The 18898-nt window shown below is 65.4% G+C and carries 15 protein-coding genes; 2 read left to right on the top strand and 13 right to left on the bottom strand.

Annotated features, from left to right (window positions below; genetic code table 11):
• Positions 1-74 precede the first annotated feature (74 nt).
• From HMP09_RS01995 to HMP09_RS01980, 4 genes are read right to left on the bottom strand one after another with little or no spacing between them, the layout of a single operon-like run.
• Positions 75-506: a DUF1178 family protein gene (locus HMP09_RS01995; RefSeq protein ID WP_176498966.1), complete on the bottom strand. Its 432-nt coding sequence runs from the start codon at positions 504-506 to the stop codon at positions 75-77.
• The gene (locus HMP09_RS01990; RefSeq protein WP_176498965.1) at positions 503-1330 is read right to left on the bottom strand and encodes a carbon-nitrogen hydrolase family protein; all 828 of its coding nucleotides are present in this window, start codon (positions 1328-1330) and stop codon (positions 503-505) included. Before HMP09_RS01990 ends, HMP09_RS01995 begins: the two co-directional genes overlap by 4 nt.
• Complete coding sequence (gene grxC, locus HMP09_RS01985; RefSeq protein ID WP_056063132.1) at positions 1330-1584, bottom strand: glutaredoxin 3; 255 nt, start codon at positions 1582-1584, stop codon at positions 1330-1332. Before grxC ends, HMP09_RS01990 begins: the two co-directional genes overlap by 1 nt.
• Positions 1585-1615: 31 nt before the next feature.
• The gene (locus HMP09_RS01980; protein WP_176498964.1) at positions 1616-2341 is read right to left on the bottom strand and encodes a ComF family protein; all 726 of its coding nucleotides are present in this window, start codon (positions 2339-2341) and stop codon (positions 1616-1618) included.
• Between the two features lie 31 nt (positions 2342-2372).
• Here HMP09_RS01980 and HMP09_RS01975 point away from each other — a divergent pair, with 31 nt between their 5' ends.
• Positions 2373-3260, top strand: a complete 888-nt coding sequence (locus HMP09_RS01975) for a class I SAM-dependent methyltransferase (RefSeq protein ID WP_232090829.1) — start codon at positions 2373-2375, stop codon at positions 3258-3260.
• Between the two features lie 10 nt (positions 3261-3270).
• On the opposite strand, the gene HMP09_RS01970 is transcribed toward HMP09_RS01975, so the two are convergent.
• From HMP09_RS01970 to HMP09_RS01930, 9 genes are all read right to left on the bottom strand, one after another.
• Positions 3271-3663 carry a response regulator gene (locus tag HMP09_RS01970; RefSeq protein WP_176498962.1) on the bottom strand — a complete coding sequence of 131 codons (393 nt, stop codon included), beginning with the start codon at positions 3661-3663 and terminating at the stop codon, positions 3271-3273.
• A gap of 64 nt (positions 3664-3727) precedes the next feature.
• Positions 3728-6187, bottom strand: a complete 2460-nt coding sequence (locus HMP09_RS01965) for an ATP-binding protein (protein ID WP_232090545.1) — start codon at positions 6185-6187, stop codon at positions 3728-3730.
• Positions 6188-6210: 23 nt separating this feature from the next.
• Positions 6211-7560, bottom strand: coding sequence for an EAL domain-containing protein (locus HMP09_RS01960; protein ID WP_176498961.1), 1350 nt, complete (start codon positions 7558-7560; stop codon positions 6211-6213).
• 519 nt (positions 7561-8079) lie between these two features.
• Positions 8080-9567 carry a flavin-containing monooxygenase gene (locus tag HMP09_RS01955; protein WP_176498960.1) on the bottom strand — a complete coding sequence of 496 codons (1488 nt, stop codon included), beginning with the start codon at positions 9565-9567 and terminating at the stop codon, positions 8080-8082.
• 69 nt (positions 9568-9636) lie between these two features.
• The gene (locus tag HMP09_RS01950; RefSeq protein WP_176498959.1) at positions 9637-13869 is read right to left on the bottom strand and encodes a translocation/assembly module TamB domain-containing protein; all 4233 of its coding nucleotides are present in this window, start codon (positions 13867-13869) and stop codon (positions 9637-9639) included.
• On the bottom strand, positions 13869-15980 hold the full coding sequence (locus HMP09_RS01945) for an autotransporter assembly complex protein TamA (protein ID WP_176498958.1): 2112 nt from the start codon (positions 15978-15980) through the stop codon (positions 13869-13871). Before HMP09_RS01945 ends, HMP09_RS01950 begins: the two co-directional genes overlap by 1 nt.
• 181 nt (positions 15981-16161) lie before the next feature.
• Positions 16162-16596, bottom strand: a complete 435-nt coding sequence (locus HMP09_RS01940; RefSeq protein ID WP_176498957.1) for a hypothetical protein — start codon at positions 16594-16596, stop codon at positions 16162-16164.
• Complete coding sequence (locus HMP09_RS01935; RefSeq protein WP_232090543.1) at positions 16593-17348, bottom strand: prepilin peptidase; 756 nt, start codon at positions 17346-17348, stop codon at positions 16593-16595. Before HMP09_RS01935 ends, HMP09_RS01940 begins: the two co-directional genes overlap by 4 nt.
• Entirely contained in the window at positions 17341-17592 is a 252-nt protein-coding gene (locus HMP09_RS01930; RefSeq protein WP_165895429.1) for a hypothetical protein, read from the bottom strand. The genes HMP09_RS01935 and HMP09_RS01930 overlap by 8 nt, the downstream gene beginning before the upstream one ends.
• Positions 17593-17732: 140 nt before the next feature.
• On the opposite strand from HMP09_RS01930, the gene HMP09_RS01925 reads away from it, so the two are divergent.
• Positions 17733-18875, top strand: a complete 1143-nt coding sequence (locus HMP09_RS01925) for an acetyl-CoA C-acyltransferase (protein ID WP_176501514.1) — start codon at positions 17733-17735, stop codon at positions 18873-18875.
• Positions 18876-18898: the final 23 nt, after the last annotated feature.

Below are 18898 nucleotides of genomic sequence, written 5' to 3'. Positions count from 1 at the left end.
ATATAGTATTTTCAGGGACGTTATGATGGTTTACGCCGCAGCCACCTCTTTCGCCAAGGCTCGGTTGGCCGCGGTCAGTTCGCCTTTTCCGGCGGAACGATCGGCAGGGGCAGCGGGGCGACAGGCACGCCTTCCTCGATAAGAGCCTTGGCCTCCGATAGACTTGCCTGGCCGTGAATGGTCGCGTGTTTTTCTTCGCCGAGGTGCATCGCTCGGGCGCGATCGGCGAACGCGGTGCCGACCCACTCCGAGGACTCCAGGGCCTTGGCCTGGCGGGTGGCGAGCATCTTCATCGCAGCCTTGACGGCGTCCGGGGACGCAGGCGGCGGCTTGCTGTTGCTCTTGGCCGAGATGGCGGGCGCCATGACTGCCTTGGCGATCCTATCATCGTCGCAGACCGGACAGCGGACATACCCGGCCACGCGCTGTTTTTCATACACGTCGCTCGATCCGAACCACGCCTCGAACACATGGCCGCCACCGCACTTGAGATCGAAGACGATCACCCGACGATCGAGACGGGTGGGATTGTTCGACGGTGCGCGATGACCGGCACCCGCGAGCGGACGTCCTCGATCCGGGCAGGATCGATCTCCACGAACGCAAGCCCTGCGGCCTCACCCATTTCGAGCAACACGTCGCCCCACGGGTCGACGACCAGCGATTGTCCGTACGTCTCCCGTCCGTCTTCGTGGACGCCGGTCTGCGCGGCTGCGACGACGAACGCGCTCGCCTCGATCGCGCGGGCGCGCAACAGAACGTGCCAATGCGCTCTGCCCGTCGGTCGCGTAAAGGCGGCCGGAACCGACAGGATCGTCGCGCCAGCATCGCTCAGCGCGCGATAGAGGTCAGCGAACCGAAGATCGTAGCAGATCGACGTGCCGAGCTTACCCGCGGGCGTATCGATAACAGTCGCCGTATCGCCTGCGACATAGGCTGAGGACTCCCGCCAACTCTCACCGGACGGGAGATCGACGTCGAACAGATGAAGCTTGTCGTACGCGGCTCGGATGGCGCCGGTCGGGTCGATAACGAACCCACGATTGGCAAACTTGCCGTCCGGGCGGCGTATCGCGAGCGAGCCGAGATGTACCCAAATGCCGTTTGCTGCTGCAGCGGCCCGCACGGCCCCCAGCACGCGATCGTCATCCGGGACGACGATCGAATGTGCCGCACGGGACCGATCACGGTCGATCAGACCCGACATTTCGGGTGTGAACAGCATGACCGCACCCGCTGCTCCAGCGTCTCCGATTGCTTCGACCAGCGTCGCGGCGTTGACGGCGGGATCGATCCCGCTCGTCATCTGGAGGACGCCGATCTTCGCCATCAGGCGAGCAGTGCGTCGAGGCCGCCCTTTGCGTCGAGCGCCGCCAGATCGTCCGATCCGCCGATATGCTTACCGTCGATAAAGACTTGCGGCATCGTCATGCGACCGCCCGACCGCTCGACCATCTCGGCCTTTTTCGGACCCCCCATGGTGACATCGAACTGCTCGGGCTCGACCCCCTTGGATGCGAGGAGCTTGAGCGCGCGCGTGCAATACGGACAGAACGCTTTGGTGTAGATTTCGACTTTAGCCATGAGGCGGAAATGTGGTCTCGGTCCAGACTTGTCAATCGTCGGCGGTGGACGAAAGGACGCGCGCCCAGCACAGGATCGTGACCGACTGTGCGCCTGCCTTTAGCAGCGCGCGCGTGCACGCGTCGGCGGTCGCCCCGCTGGTATAGACGTCGTCGACCAGCGCGATCGTCTTCCCATCGACCCGCTCGGCTGCCGATACCGCGAACGAACCCGCGACCGCCTTGGCACGTTGGCGAGCGCCGAGCCCTCGGAGCACGATGGTCCGGCGTGGACGAACCAGCGCGTCCCGATCATGTGGTACACCGGAAAGCCCGGCGAGCGCGTCGGCAATCAATGCCGCCTGGTTGAAACCGCGCGTCCAGATCCGCCAGCGGTGGAGCGGAACCGGTACGAGCAGATCGATTTCGCCCGGCAGCAACCGCCGCATCTGTCGCGCCATCGTCTCGGCGAGCGCGATCCGACCGCCATACTTCAGCCGTAGCGCCAGATCGCGCGCGATCGGGCCGTAGGCGACGGCAGCACGCACCCCGGCGTGCCGCGGCGGTTCGGCAATGCAGGGCGCGCACAAAGCCGCGTCGCCGCGATCGAAGGCGAAGGGTCGGTTGCAGCCGGCGCACCAAGGCGATGCGAGAAAGCGCAACCCGGTCCAGCAGGTCGCGCAGAACCGGTGATCCTCGCCTACCGGTGTGCCGCAACCAGCGCATCGGGGCGGCAAGGCCAACCCGGCGACGTAGCGAAACGGGGCGAGTATCCTCATGCAGCCCCTCCCCTCACATTCGCGCCAGCCCTTGTCGGAGGCGCGCGACCACGGCACAAGCGGAGACGTGTCCGATACCGTTTCAGAAAACTCCGCCCCCGAGATCTTCGACCGTGCCGCGCGCCGTGTCCGCCGGAACCGTGCTGCACCGGACTATGCCGAGCATGATTTCCTCCGCGCGACTATGCTCGACGGAATTGCTGAGCGGCTCGATGCCGTTACGCGAGACTTTACCGACATCCTCGATCTCGGCTGTTTCGACGGCGCTTTCACCCCTCCGCCGGGCGCCCGCGTGGCGCGATGCGATGCAGGGTTCGCGTTTGCCGCGCGCGCGAACGGTGTACAGGCAGACGAGGACCGCCTCCCCTTCGCCGATGCCTCGTTCGACCTTGTGGTGAGCGCCGGCGTGCTCGATCAGGTCAACGACCTGCCCGGCGCATTGGCGCTTGTCCGCCGCGTGCTTCGTCCCGACGGCCTGTTTCTTGGCGCGTTCGTGGGCGCGGGGAGCTTGCCGGCCCTTCGTAGCGCGCTGAGGGCCGCGGAAAGCGAGCGCCCCGCGGCCCGGCTTCATCCGCAGATCGACGTTCGCTCCGCCGGCGACCTGCTCATGCGTGCCGGGTTCGCTCTGCCCGTGGCCGATGTCGAGACGCTGGACGTCGGGTACCGCGATCTCGGTCGGCTGTTCGGCGATCTGCGCGGAATGGCGGCTGGCAACATCCTCGCGCAGCGCCAGCCCCTCGTGTCGGGCGCGCTGGGTCGGACCATAGCTGCGTTCGCCAGCGCGGCCGACGACCGCGGCCGCACGCACGAGACGTTCCAGATCGTCTTCCTGACCGGCTGGTCACCCGATCCTTCGCAACCAAAACCAGCACGGCGCGGTAGCGCGACCGCATCGCTCGGCGACGCCCTACGGCGCTAACGGCGTCCTGTTAGCCGATCATGCCCTCGCCCGCGATACCGCGGGCGAGGATCGCGCCCATCGATTCGAAGAGTGAGTCCATCGCGACCGGCTTGAAAATCACGTCGTCCGCGCCCGCCGCCAGACAGCGTTCGCGCAGGTCCGGCGCTATATCCGCGGTGACGACGATGATCGGGACCTTCGCCTTCGCGTCGCCCCGCGCGCGGATGTGTTCGATTGCAGTGATCCCGTCCATGCCGGGCATCCGCAGATCGACGAGTATGATCGCAAACTCCTGTTCGTCGATGATCTCGAGCCCGCGTTCCGCACTCTCCGCTTCGACCATCGCCACACCTGCGACATCGAGCATATCCTTGACGACACGGCGGTTCATCCGGTCGTCCTCGATGAACAAAACGTTCATCGAAACCCCCACTTAACATAGATTAGAGGAGGATATATCGTAGCCATATGGCGGCCTCTACGCCTCATGCAGCATGCGATACAAGGTCCGGATTCACGCCGTTCGTCGATACCGATCCGTCGAACATCATCGCGACCAACCCACCACCGCTGACCGGCTTGGCAACAACCCGCGTGATCCCCGTCCGCAACAGTTCCTCGCGCTCCACATCCGCGGCAACCGGCCAAAGCAACGTGGTCTCAGCAGCGGAAATGCGCGCCGCCTCGGCAATCCTGGTCAGTCCGCTCAGCGCGTCATCGCCGCGCACCGTCGCATCGTCGATCAGCACGCGTGCAACGTCATTGCCACCAAGCCGCACGACGGCGTCGTCGACCGACGCAGCCAAGGCGATTGGCCCGCCATGTGGTGCCAGCAAGGCCTTGAACATACTCCGCGTGATCGGATTGCGATCGACGATCAGCGTGCCTCGCCGCGGGTCAGGGTCGACGGCCTCGATCGCGTTCGGTTCGGCGCGCACCAAGGGCAGGACGAGCGTGAATGTCGCCCCCTGACCCACGATACTGGCGACGAACACGTCCCCGCCCATCGCACGCGCCAGATTGCGGCAGATGGAAAGTCCCAGCCCGGTCCCGCCGAATTGTCGCGTCGTCCCGGCATCAGCCTGACGGAAGGATTCGAAGATCTCCTCGATCTTGTCGGAGGGAATACCGATACCGGAATCGGTAACGGCGACGCGCAACCGGTCGTCCCCACCGACGTCGATGCTCAGCGCGACGTGGCCCTTCCTGGTGAACTTGAGGGCATTGGACAGGAGGTTGAACACGATCTGTCGAACCCGTGCGGCGTCACCCAAGATCATGGCCGGGCAACCGCTGACATCGACGGTGAACAACAGGCCCTTCGCCCGCGCCTGTTCCTCCCACATCCGCGCCGCGTCCGTCACCGTAGCACAGACGTCGAACGGCGCGGCCTCGATCGTGAGATTGCCCGTCTCCATCTTGGCGATGTCGAGAATATCGTTGACCAGCGCACGCATCGTGATGCCCGCGCCATGCACCACGCCAAGCCGCTCGCGCATCTCCGCCGCGAGGGTCGGATCGGCCAGCATCACCTGCGTCATGCCGAGAATACCGTTCAACGGCGTTCGGATCTCATGACTGGTCGTCGCGAGGAACTCGGTCTTGGCGGCCAGCGCCTTGCCCAGTGCGCTGTTAGTGGTGGCCAGATCGTCGTTCGCCGCCCGAACCTGATCCCGGCTGCGACGGATCGTAATCAGCCCGATCGCCAACAATGCGATCACCACCGCGACGGCCGCGGCCATTCCGAGAAATACGTTGCGCTGAGTCTGCGCCCGCGTGCGTTCGAACGCGATGCTGCGCTGCAGTTCGCTCGCCGTCAGCTGGCTGATCCTGAGTTCCTGGTTGGCGAAATTAAATCGCGCCGCCATCAGTGCCGTCTTAGTATCCGTCGCAAGCGTGGTGCCGGCATCGTCCAACCGCTTCAGCGCTTCGAGATGCACGAGCGCGGCTTTGGCATCGCCTGTTACCTTGAAGATTTTGTACGCGGTTTCGTGGAAATCGCGATACGACGTGCCCGTCGCCTTTGGGTCTATCCCGATCAACGCGCTCTGAATCAGCCGATTGGCGCGCGGCAAGTCGCCATGCTGCAACGCCGCCTGCGCGGCCGTCGCGGTCAGGCGCCCAGCAAGGCTCGGATCGCTGGGATCGGCAGTCGCCCGGCCGTTCGCGATCGCCCGGTCCGCTAGCGTAAGATTGCCTAGCTCCAGCTGAACCCGGGCGATGTTCATGTAGATCAGCTCGAGCAGGTTCCGGCTGTTGAGCTGTTTCGCCAGATCGACCGCCTGCTTGAACTGCTCGGCCGCCTTCTTGAACTGACGATCCTCGGCAAAGACCAGGGCCCGGTTATTGTAGATCGACACCGCGATGTTGACGTCGCCACGGTAGACATCGAGCGCTTGCTGATAATAGCGATCCGCCGTCTGGGGATCCTTGGCCTGCGTATAAAGCAACGCGATGAAGACGAGCGCCCGCGACTGCCCCCTGGCATCGCCGAGCTTTCGGTAGATGGTGAACGCGAGTTGATAGTCGATCAGCGCATTGCCGACATGGCCTTGATAGCTGTCCAGCCAGCCCATCGATATCAGCAGGTCGGCGTGAAGCTTCGATCTCGGCTGAAACCGCTTCACCGATGCCAGCGCCCGTCGGATGAGCGGATCCGCCTTGTCCGGGTCGTTGATGCGGAGATGAGCCTCACCCTGTAACCATTGCGCGGTGGCGATCGCGACGCCTCGCGCCTTCTCGCTCGCAATCTGTGCACCGTAGCGTTCCGCGACGATCGCCTTCGGCAACGCCTTCGCCGGATCGATCAGCATCGCCGCATTGGCATCCGCGACGGTCACCTCGTAGCGATCGACGGCGGCGTCGGTCGACGAAACCGTGGTCGACTGCGCGTACCCGGTCGAAGCTGGACCGATGATCGACAGTGCCATGGCGGTCCCCGCCATGATCCAGCGGTATGTCAGCATTGTCAGCCGCGCTTCCAGACGGTCGCCAGCCGGTTGAACGGCGCACCGATATCCGCCGCGATCGCCTGGTATTTTCCGTCGTCGAGGAAATGGATCAGCGCATCGAGATTGATCGGCCGGCTGATGAGAAACCCTTGGACCATGTCGCAACCCATGACGGACAGCAATGCCATCGCCGCCTGGCTCTCCACCCCCTCGGCGACGACTTCCATTTCCAGCGCGTGCGCAAGATCGATCGTCGAGCGGACGATCAACGGATCCCGGTTCGAGCTGGTGAGTTGCGTGACGAACAGCTTGTCGATCTTCAACTCGCGCGCGGGCAGCTGTTTGAGATACGCCAGCGAGGACAGGCCGGCACCATAATCGTCGATCGCGATGACTATCCCGATATCGGCAAAGATCTTGAGATTGGCGATCGCACTTTCCGGATCACGGATGACGGATGTCTCGGTAATCTCGAACCCGAGTTGCGCACCGCTCGACTGCACCAGCGCGCAGGCGCACCGAACGAAGCGCTTGTCGGCGAGCAATGCCCCCGCGATATTGATGAAGATCCGCAGATCGTGACCGCTAGCTGCCAGCGTCTTTTGGTCGGTAATCGCACGGCGGATCGTCCACAGCGTCAGCGCGACGATATCGCGCGATTCCTCAGCAAGGGGAATGAAGTCGTTGGGTAGCACGAGGCCGCGCGTCGGGTGGTTCCAGCGGACCAGCGCCTCGACGCTCGTGACCTCCCGCCGGCGCAGGTGAACCTTTGGCTGGTATTGAAGGAACAGTTCTTCTTTCTCGATCGCCCGGGTCAGGTCCAGCGACAACTCGGCACGATCCATCGCTGCTGGATTGTCAGTCACGTCGCGAGCGATCGCTATTCGTTCCGCCCGCGCTTCACGCAAGGCATGCTCGGCCTCTTCGATCAGCAGCACTTCGTCGCGGTGCGCCGCGGCAGCCGCCGCGCCCAACTGGATATGCACGACGTAAGACTCGCCATCGATATCGAACGGTTCTTCGAACCCAGCCTCCACCGCCGCTATGGCGACGTCGAGTGCGAGACGCGCGTTGCTCTCAAAGGCGATTTCCACGGTCTCTCTACCGGCGACCATTACCCTAGCATCGGGTAGTGCATCCGCGATCCTGGCCGACACGTCGACGATCAGCGTGTCCGCCCTGAGCCGGCCGAGATGACGTCGCAATAGCGCGAAGTTCGCGATTTCGGCCAGCACCACGAACCGCCACGACGCGTGCGAAGCCTGGAAGATGACCTCCCGTGTGCGCTCTACCGCAGAATCGATATCTAGCCGCGTCCCCGCAACCGGCTTGCTACTCTCGATCTGCGCATACGGAGTGTCCCTCATGCGATCCCGAATAGCGTTAACGCCTAAATATACCCTTAAGCCGCAAGCACATGACGCCATCCCAGAAATGGTTAACATCTTACAAATTTTATTGTTTAACGCAGCGTTAACATCTATACAAAAAAGGCACCCGATGGGTGTCAATAAGGGAGCAAAACATGCTGAAGTTCATTATCTCGCTCGTCTACGGCGAAGGCATTCGCCCCTGGTGAATGACTAAGTCGGTCCGGATGCCGGTGGCACGTCGAATAAGGGCGTGTCTCGGTGTTCGGGCCGACACTTAACGTTGGGGCGAGCATAGACTGTTACGAGCGCCCCCCCAACGCGACGGCGACCTGTCTCCGTATCGGCAACCGCTGCCGGCAATCGTCGCCAACCGTCTGCGAACATGGCTTGTTTAGCTTTGGCTGGATCACTAGCGGCATAATACGAGCGCTTGGCTCGGCCGTCCTTTCGCGACGAGGTTGGCTCAACTGTCGCCCCACTTCGCGCCCTACCCTGCCGGTATCAGCAGCGCTCTCACGCGACTGTCATTGGCGCCGGTCTGGCACGAATCGGCGCATGGTTCGAAAAGTGCATCGCGTCGTCGACCGAGCCGAACTTCAACGCCATCAGGTCGAGCGCGTAATTCTGGTTGAGCTTCCACGGCTTGCGTTCGCCCTGCGTGGGCAGCGCGGCGGCGGCGCGCTGGACATAGCCCGACGAGAAATCGAGGAACGCCTCGCTCTTCATCGTCGGATCGTCGTTGTGCGGCGTCGCCTGGCGAAGCCCACGCTTCGTCATCGTATTGAGCAGGCGGCAGACATAGACCGCGGTCAGGTCCGCCTTCAGCGTCCACGACGCGTTGGTATAGCCGAAGGTCGAGGACAGGTTCGGGATCCCATCGAACATCATCCCCTTATACTGGAGCCGGCCGGCGAGTTCGATCGGTTGCCCGTCGAGGCTGAACGCGACGCCGCTCATCAACTGCAGTTCGAGCCCGGTGGCGGTGACGATGACGTCGGCGGGCAGGTCGTTGCCTGACTCGAGGTGGATGCCCTCGGGCGTGATCCGCGCGATCGTATCGGTGACGATCGAGGCCTTGCCGGCGTTGATCGCAGTGAACAGGTCGCCGTCGGGCACGAGGCAGACGCGCTGGTCCCACGGATTGTAGCGCGGCGTGAAATGCGTCGCGACGTCGTAGTCTGGGCCGAGATGATCGCGGACCATGCCGATCATCCGCTCCTTCACCTTGGCGGGGCTTTTCCGCGCAAGGCGGAAGAAAAACATCCCCATCAGCACGTTCTTCCACCGCGTGATGCCGTAGGCCGCCTTGGCCGGAAGCTTCCCGCGTAGCCAGTTCGCGACACCATCCTCGCCGGGACGCGCGACGATATAGGTGGGCGAACGCTGGAGCATGGTCACGTGCTCGGCAGTCTGCGCCATCGTCGGCACCAAGGTCACCGCGGTTGCGCCGCTGCCGATCACGACGACTCGCTTGCCGCTGTAATCGAGATCCTCGGGCCAGAATTGCGGGTGGACGATCTGCCCGGCGAAGCTCGCCGCCCCCGCGAACTCGGGCGAATAGGCTTTGGCGTAATTGTAATAGCCCGCGCACATCGACAGGAAGTTGCAAGTGAGCGTCACCGGCGCGCCATCGGGTCCCGTCGCCTCAACCGTCCACCGCGCATCCTCGGTGGACCATGCCGCCGACTTGACGTGATGGCCGTAGCGGATCTTGCGGTTGATCCCGTATTCCCTCGCCGTTTCCTCGACATAGGCGCGGATCGAAGGACCGTCGGCGATCGACTTGGCCGCGGTCCAGGGGTGGAAGGCGAACCCCAGCGTGTGCATGTCCGAGTCGGAGCGGATGCCAGGGTAGCGGAACAGGTCCCACGTCCCGCCCATCGCCGCGCGCCCCTCGAGGATCATGTAGCTGCGGCCGGGGCAGCGGGTCTGGAGGTGATAGCCGGTCCCGATCCCGGAAATCCCGGCGCCCACAACGATCACGTCGACATGCTCGGTCATGCTGCATCCTCTCGCCCCGGCGTTACGCCCTAGGTTTCATAACCGAACCTATCCTGTTGTGTTCTTTACTCAATAGTCCTTGGTATATTTGACGCTGGCGCTCTGCCCGCCGCTCGATCCCGCCGCCGACAAGAGGCTGAGCGCCTTGGTCAACGCGATCTCGAGCTGAGTCGACGTATAGCCCTTCGCGTCGGTCACGATCTCTACATAGATGTTCTTCGTGATGTACTTGCCCGCCGCGAGGCTGGTGCCGCGGCCGGTCGCCTCATCGGCGCCAAGGACGCGGAGGCGATCGAACCCAGTCGCCGAACGCAGCTTGCCGAGCGGGTTAAGACCCCCGCCACCAGACCCGCGCAGCGAGTTCAGCGCAGACGCCAGCTGGATCGCCTCGGTCGCCGACAGGTTTGCCGGGCTCGACCCGAACAACAGGCGGCTGAGCACCTCGTCCTGCGGCAGCGTTGGCGTCGAGGTGAACGCGATCTGCGGACGCTGACCGGTGCCCGTGACGTTGATCGTCACGGTGATGTCGCTGGTCGTAGTGCTTGCCTGGATGTTGATGTCCGGGTCGGTCAGCGCACCGCCGCGGAATCGGATCTGCCCCTTCGTGACCTCGAACCGCTTGCCCGAGAAGGAATAGGTACCGCGGACGATATCCATTCCGCCGGTGATGACCGGCGCGGCGGACGTGCCGCCGATCCGCATGTCCATTTCCCATTCGGATTCGAGCCCCATGCCCGACACGAACAGCTGGTTCGGCGCACGCACGCGCAGGTCGAGCTTGAACTTGCCGACTGCGGGCACCTGCGACCGGTCAGTCGAGACCGGGGTGCGGATGTCGCTCTTGCGGCGGACGCCGGTCAGTTCGGGCACTTCGGCCTGACCCTGGCGGATGATCTGGTAGCGCGCCTCGGGGATCTGGAGATCGCCTTGGATGAGCCCGCCGTCACGCCCGTTGGTCAGGTGGATCGTGCCCGTCGTGGTGGCGCTGATCGCATCGCTCTTGGCGAGCTGCGCGTTGTTCAGCGTCGCGCGCAGATCGATCGGAAAGCCGCTGTCGGCCGCGAACCCGATCGAGCCCTGCGCCTGCACGGTGCCGTCGCCGGCCTTCGCGCTGAGCTGCGTCAGTTGCAGGTCGGTGTTCGAGAAGCGGCCGGCGATCCGCATCTGCGACAGGCGGGTCCCATAGGTCTCGTTGTCGTAGGTCAGGTTGTCGGCACGGACGACGCCGTTCAGTTGCGGTGCCTGGAGGCGGCCGGAGAAGTCGGCGGCGACTGCGATCGGCCCCGACAATTGCTGGTTCGGGATCGCGGCAAAGCTGAACAGCACCGCGGACGGGCCGTTATAGCGGATCCCGCCCGACAGCGGCGCGGCCATCAGGCGCGTGCTCCACGAGCCGGTGCCCGCGGGGAGCGGGCGCAGGTTCGCGACCATTCGGCCGATCACCGAGGTGCCGCGACGCACCAGCGCACGGCCGGTGCCGCCTTCGCCGCCGAGCGTCCCGGCGAACACGATGTCGACGGGATCGGAGACCGCGGCGAGACCCGAGCGGGTGAAGTTGGTGACGGTCATGCGCGCATCGGCGTTGGGCAGCGCGGTCGAATTGACCTGCGTGAAATCGAGGCTGCCGGTGGCCTTGCCGCCGATCCCCAGATTGGGAACGAGCGCGGACAGAGTCGACAGATCGAGGCGATCGAGCCGGACCTGTGCGGTCGTGCCGCGGCCATAGGTGCCCGCGAGACGTGCCGAGCCGCCGCCTGCGCCACCGAAGTCGATCCGGGTCGGCGACAGGCGATATTCGCCCTTCACTGCCTGGATGTGCGCCGGGTTGACGGTGCGGAAGTCGATGCCGTTGGCCTGGCCCTGCGCCGCGACGAGGTAGTTGTTCGGGCTGAGCTTGGCGTTGACCGCGAGGCGGAAGGGGACGCCGTTCGAGCCGGTCAGCAGCGCCTGCGCGGTGCCGTTGCCGCCGACATAGTTCACCTTCGCGCGGCCTGCGGACAGGACGATCGCGCCATAGCGCATGTCCGCGATCTGCGCGTCGGCGACGATCTGAGGCGTCGGAGTCAGGACCGCGGTCGCGTTAATGATCGCGCGGCCAATCGTGAAATAGACCATCCCGGGGATCCGGGCGCCATTGGCGCGCGCGGCGACGTCGGCGCGCTGATAGCCGCGCTGGTTGGCGAGACGAACGTTGCCCGACAGACCCTGGCCCGCGAACTGGAGCGCGCCGGCGAACGGACCTGTGGCGGTCTGAACGATACGCCCGCTGCCGACGATCCCGGCGAACACCACGCGGCGCATGTCGACCGCGAGCTGCGTGCCCGGCGTGACGAGCACGTCGGCGGTAAACGGGCCGTAATTGGTGCCGCCGCTCGCGGTGACGGCATAGGCGCCGCCACGGCCGACAATGCGCGCGTTGAGGTTGACGAGCCCGACGCCGACGCCCGGCCGCGGGGCGCGCAGCACGACGACAGGGGCGGTCGCGCTGCCGGTCACGCGTGCGGACAGCGGGCCGTAGACGGTCGAATAGGCATCGGCATTGACCAGCACCGCTCCGGTCGCCGGATCGAACCGGCCTTCGCCGCGCGTGACTCGGAATTGGGGCGCGTTCATCCGCAGGTTGCGGAAGGTGACGATGCCTTCAGGACTGTAGCCGATATCCGAGCGGACGATCGCGTTGCCGCCGAGGAAGCTGCGAGCGCCTTCGTTGAAGATCTGCGAGGTCTGCGCGACGACGCGGCCGGTGATCCCGAAGCCGCCATTGGGCCCCGGCACCAGCTTGGCGTCGGTCGTCAGGTTGACGATGCCGATGCCGTCGACGCGGTAGTTGTTGACCCGCCCCTTCAGTGCGCCGGTGTAGCGGCCGGTCGCCATGTTCGCGACGACGACCGCGGTCGCGTCGATCTTGTCCGAGCGGATCTTAAGGTTGTCGGACAGGATGTTGACGCCAGAGATCGCGAAGTCGCCGTCGATCGCGACGTTGGTGGCGAGACCGCCGACCGCGGCGTTGAGCCCGGTCACGCGGCGCGCGCGCGCCTTGACGGGGACCAGGATGCGGTCCGCGTTGATGCGGGCGAGACCCTCAGCATAGAGGTTCTCGACGCCCATGTCGCCGAACGCGATCGTCGCGGCGCGCACCTTGTAGTCGACCGTGGGCATCGCGAACGCACCGTCGAGGACGACGCGCGCCGTGACGTCACGACCGCGGAGGTTGGGAAGGATCGCGCCCGGCGTCAGCAGCTTTGCGTTCACCGCGAAATTGCCGAACCGGCTATTGGCGAGATCGATCAGACCACCCGCGTCGACGGCGAGCGCGTCCGACTTCAGCGTCACCCGCGTGTCGGCCTTGCGGTCGTTGAGCGTCGTGTCGATCGCGACGTCGAGCTGTGGCGCGGTCAGGCGTTCGACGGGCCCTTCGAGATACAGGCCGGGACGCGTCGAGCCGCGCACTTCGATATGGCCGTTCTTCGCGGTGAGTGCGAGGTTCGCGAGCTGCCCGCCGCCGAGCGTTGCGACTGCGCGGCCCTGCCACACGGCCCAGCTGCCGCGGCCATCGACGGTCGCGGTCAGCGGCGCCTTTAACGATCCCATCGTCGCGACCACCCCGCCGACCGGCGCGGTCAGCCTCACGTTCACGTCGAACTTGTTCTGCGCCGGGACCGCATCGAGCTTGAGCATGAGGCGATCGCCGCCGGCGATGCCGGGGCCAGTGAGCGCAGCCGCGTTGGTGGTGAGCTGCGCGCGCTTGTCCGCGACATGCACGGTGCCGTCGATCTTCACGATATGCGTCTGGCCGGTCACCGGCTTGGCGATCAGGAAGCGGTCGATCACCAGACGGTTGATGTCAATGTCGAGATCGGGGAGCAACGGCGCGTTGGGATCGGTCGGCGTTGCGTTGAGTACCGGACGGCGCTGCAGCGTGACGAGCGGAGTCGTCAGCGAGCGCACGTCGACATGGTTCTTGGCGAATGCGAATGGGCGCCAGTCGACGGCGAGCTTCGGGCTGGTCAGGAACACGCCCTTGGGGTCCGAGACGCGGACGTCACTCAAGGTCATTGCGCCGTAGATCGAGCCGTCGATGCGGCCGACCTTGATGTTCAGCCCCGAGGCGGTTGTGTAGCCGCCGATCTGGTCCGCGACAAGCCGCCGGCCGGGATCGGTGTTGATGCCGAACAGGACGATCAGGACGAGCGCGACCAAGCCGAGGACAAGGATCGCCAGCCATTTCAGGAAACGCTGCCACAAGGGGCGACGCGCGACGATGACGGTCTGCTCGACCGCAGGGGTGCCGTTTTCGGCCATTAGAATGCCTGCCCGATCGAGATGTAGAGCGCGATCTTGCCGTCGCCCTCGCGTGGGTTCAGCGGCGTCGCGATATCGAAACGCATCGGGCCGAAGCTGGTATAGAAGCGCCCGCCGATACCCGCACCATAGCGCAGAGACGACAGGTTCGGCGTGCTGCTCTCGTAGCTGTTGCCGGCATCGATGAACGGCACGATGCCGAAATCGCCGAACCGGTAGCGGGCTTCGAGCGCAAATTCGTTGAGCGAACGCCCGCCGATCGGGTTGCCGTTAGGATCGAACGGCCCAAGCCGCTGATAGCCATAGCCGCGCACGGATCCGCCGCCGCCGCCGTAATAACGCCGCGACGGTGCCAGGTCGTCGCGGTCGACGCCCTGGATCGAGCCTGCCTTGGCACGCCCGGCGATGACGATGCTGCTGGAGACGGGGTAGTAGAACGTCCCCTCGATCATCGTCCGGATGTACGGCTTGACCGACCCCTGCACCGATGTTTCGGGGCTGAGGTTTAGCGTCAGGCGATAGCCCTTGGTCGGATTGAGCAGGCTGTCCGACCGATCGAACTTCACCTGGCCCGGCAGCGCGACGATGCCGTAGGTCCGGCGAACGTCCTTGCCCTGCGCGAAGTCATAGACGCTCTCGTTCGTGCCCACGAGTTCGCCGCCATAATAATAGGTCAGCGGCTTCTGCCAGATTGGCGTCGAGTCGTAGCTCCAGCGAACGCCGACGCTGGTCGTGAACGCGTCATAGGCGTCGTAATTCGAATGGTTCGCGCCCGCGGTCAGGCTGAACGTCCGGTCGCGGCGGCCCGCGTTCGCGCGGCGGAACGTGCCCGCCAGCCCCTGTTCCTGCGTGCCTGCGATCACCGACCCGATCAGCGCGCCCTCATAGGGGAACAGGTTGCGGTGCTGCCACGTCCCCTCGGCACGGAAGCCCTGGCCGGTCGAGAAGCCGACATTGCCACCGAGCGAGCGGGGCTTGCCCGCGCTCTGGCGCACCAGCAGGTCGACCTGCTCGGTGCCGTCGGGGTTGACCGTGCCGGTGCGGACCGGCTCGACCGATACGGTCGAGAATTGCGACGTCGCGACCAGCGCATCGCGCAGATCGTCGGTCATCCGATTGTCGTAGAGTTCGCCCGTCTTAAACCGCGGGAACAGGCCGAGATGCTTGAGATTAAAGACCGGATCGCCCTCGGTGCGAAGCTGGCCGAACGAGGCGCGCGGGCCGATATCGACGGGCAGCGTATACGCGCCGGTCGGGGTCTGATCGTCGAGCAGGATGTCGCGCTCGCCGACCTTGACGAACGGATAGCCCTGTTGCGGCAGCGTCAGGCTGACATTCGCTTCCGCGCCCTGGATCCGGGCGGCCTCGATCGGATCGCCGACTTTCAGCGGCAATTGCTGGCGGACCAGATCGGGGGGCGTCGTCGCGTTCGCCTGCACGGTAATCGACGACAGCGAATAAAGCCGCCCGGGCTGCGCGCTGACGGTCGCCTTGAGCTGCGCGGGCTTGGTCTTGTCGGCGTCGGGGATCGTCTCAATCGTCGAGATCGCGGTGGCGTCATAATAGCCGAGCGACTTCAGCAAGCGTACCGCGAGCGCCTCGTCCTCGCGGCCGCGCGCCGCGACCTGCGTGGCGTTCGCCGCCTTGCCCTTGCCCTCGGCGAGCGCGGACAGCGCCTTGTATTCGCCCTCTAGCCCGGGTCCCGCCTTGTCGAGCCCCTTGGTCGCGGTCTCGTACCGGATCTCGGGCGCGTCCTTGTCCTTGATGTCCGCCGCAGTTTGGAGCGGAGTCGTGTCGAAGCTCGACAGCGGGGTCAGCGGTTGCGCGAGTTGCGGATCGGCGGGGCCGGTCGGCGGCAGGACGTCGCCAGTGACCGTCGTTGCCGAAGTCGTAGCGGTAGCCGGCGTGGCAGGTGCCTGGGTCGACGAAGCCGGCAGCGGCGCCATCGCTTCCAAAGGCGCGTTCAGGTTGCCGCTCAACGGCGGCAACGCGCTGTCGAACTCGGAATCGGGTACGATCGGCGCATCGTTGCGCGGATCGCTGGATTGCGGCCGGTCGCTTGGCTTGGGCGCGTCGGGACCCTTGGCCGGGGCAGTGCCCGGCTTCGCCAATTGGGCGGAACCAGTCGCCGCAAATCCCGTTGTCGACGCTACCAACGCCAGAGCGAGCCAATGATGCCGGCTGTTCGAAGCTTTCACACGATCCCCTTTACAGGCAGCGATCGTACTCGATTCACCCCCATCTTCGCCCACGTAACGCACATAGGACGGCTTGGTTTCCAACAAATTTACCTCAGACACAGCCGATTAGACCACCGACCGGCATGACGACGGTATCGCGTCCGGGGCGGTCGATGCGGAGCGTCGCGGACGTCACGGTCGCGCCTGCCGAAATGTCGGCGCGCACGGCGATCGCCATGTCTAGCGTCGCGGTCACGTCGCCGCCGCGATACTGGGTGACTCCGCCAAAGCCGAAGCCGATCGTAGGCGACTGGGTGGCCACCGCGTAATCGGTCGTCTTGCCGTCGACCGCTACGCGGATCTGCGCAGGGTCGGCGGTCGCCATCGCGACAAGTTGCCGGCCGACGTCCATGCTCCACAGATAGGCGGCACATCCTTTCGCGGGCAGCTTCTGAGTGCCGATCGCACCAAGGGGGCCGGGACCCGGATTGGCGGCAGGAGCAGCCGTCGCGGTCTGCAGCGCGAGCATAAGAGCGAGCGATATCATGACGTCAGGCCTATCATGAACAACCACGCGGGATAACCCGCGATCGCGAGCAACGCGCCGAACGGAAGCGCGGTGTCCGCGGCCATGCTGCGTCCCTTGAGGTGTGCAGCGAGGACGACACCGAGCCCGATCATGCTTGCGATCAGCAGAACGGCCGGCAACATTTGCCATCCGAGCCATAGCCCTATTGCTCCGAACAGCTTCGGGTCGCCGCCGCCCATCCCGTCGCGCCCGCGCACATGCCGATAGCCGAGCGCGACCAGCCACAGCGTGCCGAACCCGGCGATGCCGCCAATCAGTCGCTCGGGAAGCGGCGGATCGATGCCGATCGCCGCGCTCGCCAAGCCGGCGAGGGCGAGCAGCCCGGTCAACCGACCGGGGAGCCAGAACGCGACGAGATCGAGGCTGGCGAGCGCTAGGAGCAGCCATCCGAAGACCGCACCCGCGAGCCCGACCGGCCCCGGCACCACGATCCCCGCCGCGACGCCGATCACCAGCCCGGCCAGTTCGATCCGCCAATGGACGGGGCTGATCGGTGCGCGACACGACCAACAGCGTCCTCGCAGAATCAGTGCACTGAGCAGCGGCACGAGGTCGCTCGGGCGCAGCGTTCGTCCGCAGGCGTCGCAAGCCGACCGCCCCTGAGCCACCGATCGACCATCGGGCCATCGCGTCACCAGCGCCGCGACGAAGCTGCCGACGATCGCACCGAGTACCGCGAGCAGCACCGCCCAGAACGCGGGCTCAGACACCCGTCTTGCGCACCAAGTAGCGATACACGCCGAGGAGGTTGATCCCGAACAACACGATATTCTGCGTGCCCAGCGCCCAGTCCCCGGTCAAGGCCGCACCGCTCAGCCACGCGATCGACGAGCCGACGAACAGCACGAACCCCCACCCCGTCACGCGCCGGCCGAAGTCCAGCGACACCATGAAGGCGGCGATCACGCCCGACCCTGCTGCACACCATTTGAGCGTTGTGATGAGTGTTTCCATGCCGATGGGTCTAGGCGCATCCCGCGCTGCTTTGTATTGCCGCGCATCAACCCCAGATACGGGGGCAGAAGAATAACTGGAGAGCTGAAGTGGCCGTCGATCGAGATCCCGTCGTCATCCTGTCCTACGCGCGTACGCCGATGGGATCGTTCCAGGGCGAGCTCGCGGGCGCGACCGCGACTCAGCTTGGCGCCGATGCAGTCCGCGGTGCGGTCGGCCGGTCGGGCGTGTCGGCCGCGGACATCGAGCGGATTTACATGGGCTGCGTGTTGCCCGCCGGGCTGGGCCAGGCGCCCGCGCGGCAGGCGGCGATCAACGCCGGGCTCGGCGACCATGTCGAGGCGACGACGGTCAACAAGATGTGCGGATCGGGAATGCAGGCGGCGATCCTCGCGGCCGATGCACTGGCGGCGGGGTCGGTCGACCTACTGGTCGCGGGTGGCATGGAGAGCATGACCAACGCGCCGTATCTGTCGAAGAGCCACCGTGGCGGCGCGCGGATCGGGCATGACCGGATGTACGACCATATGTATCTCGACGGGCTTGAGGATGCGTACGAACCCGGCAAGCTGATGGGCAATTTCGCCGAGGATACCGCGCACGAATACCAGTTCACGCGTAAGCAGATGGACGATTACGCGATCGAGTCGCTGCACCGTGCGCAGCGCGCGCAGACGTCGGGCGCGTTCGATCGCGAGATCGTGTCGGTCGAGATTGCGGGCCGCAAGGGCACGACGACGGTCACGCTCGACGAACAGCCGGCCAAGGGCGACGTCGCCAAGATCCCGACGCTGAAGCCCGCCTTTTCGAAGGACGGAACGATCACCGCCGCCAACGCTTCGTCGATCTCCGACGGCGCCGCCGCGCTGGTGATGACGCGTGCGAGCGTTGCCGAGCGGCTGGGCATCACGCCAATAGCGCGCGTCGTGGCGCACGCAGCGCATGCGCATGCGCCAGCGCTGTTCACGACCGCACCGGTATTCGCGATGCGTAAGGCCATGGAGAAGGCGGGTTGGTCGGCGGCCGATATCGACCTGTTCGAGGTCAACGAGGCGTTTGCAGTGGTTGCGATGATCGCGATGCGCGACCTCGGCCTGTCGCACGACAAGGTGAACATCCACGGCGGCGCGTGCGCGCTGGGCCACCCGATCGGTGCGAGCGGCGCGCGCATCCTGGCGACGTTGCTGTCGGCATTGGAGACCACCGGCCAGAAGCGCGGCCTTGCCTCGCTCTGCATCGGCGGCGGCGAAGCGACCGCGATGGCGCTGGAGTTGTGGCGCTAACGCTATCGAGGGGGCACCGCCCC

It is taken from the genome of Sphingomonas sp. HMP9 (genome assembly GCF_013374115.1).
Classification (GTDB): Bacteria; Pseudomonadota; Alphaproteobacteria; order Sphingomonadales; family Sphingomonadaceae; genus Sphingomonas.
The sequence above is the reverse complement of the archived record's forward strand: the minus strand, read 5'-3'. Positions and strand labels throughout refer to the sequence as shown.

Excerpts from the sequence above, each read along its gene's own strand:
- HMP09_RS01950 (WP_176498959.1), bottom strand. The coding sequence starts at position 13,869 with ATGGCCGAAAACGGCACCCCTGCGGTCGAGCAGACCGTCATCGTCGCG.
- HMP09_RS01960 (WP_176498961.1), bottom strand. The coding sequence starts at position 7,560 with ATGAGGGACACTCCGTATGCGCAGATCGAGAGTAGCAAGCCGGTTGCG.
- HMP09_RS01980 (WP_176498964.1), bottom strand. The coding sequence starts at position 2,341 with ATGAGGATACTCGCCCCGTTTCGCTACGTCGCCGGGTTGGCCTTGCCG.
- HMP09_RS01990 (WP_176498965.1), bottom strand. The coding sequence starts at position 1,330 with ATGGCGAAGATCGGCGTCCTCCAGATGACGAGCGGGATCGATCCCGCC.
- HMP09_RS01925 (WP_176501514.1), top strand. The coding sequence starts at position 17,733 with ATGGGATCGTTCCAGGGCGAGCTCGCGGGCGCGACCGCGACTCAGCTT.
- HMP09_RS01940 (WP_176498957.1), bottom strand. The coding sequence starts at position 16,596 with ATGATATCGCTCGCTCTTATGCTCGCGCTGCAGACCGCGACGGCTGCT.
- HMP09_RS01930 (WP_165895429.1), bottom strand. The coding sequence starts at position 17,592 with ATGGAAACACTCATCACAACGCTCAAATGGTGTGCAGCAGGGTCGGGC.
- HMP09_RS01965 (WP_232090545.1), bottom strand. The coding sequence starts at position 6,187 with ATGGCGGGGACCGCCATGGCACTGTCGATCATCGGTCCAGCTTCGACC.
- grxC (WP_056063132.1), bottom strand. The coding sequence starts at position 1,584 with ATGGCTAAAGTCGAAATCTACACCAAAGCGTTCTGTCCGTATTGCACG.
- HMP09_RS01970 (WP_176498962.1), bottom strand. The coding sequence starts at position 3,663 with ATGAACGTTTTGTTCATCGAGGACGACCGGATGAACCGCCGTGTCGTC.
- HMP09_RS01955 (WP_176498960.1), bottom strand. The coding sequence starts at position 9,567 with ATGACCGAGCATGTCGACGTGATCGTTGTGGGCGCCGGGATTTCCGGG.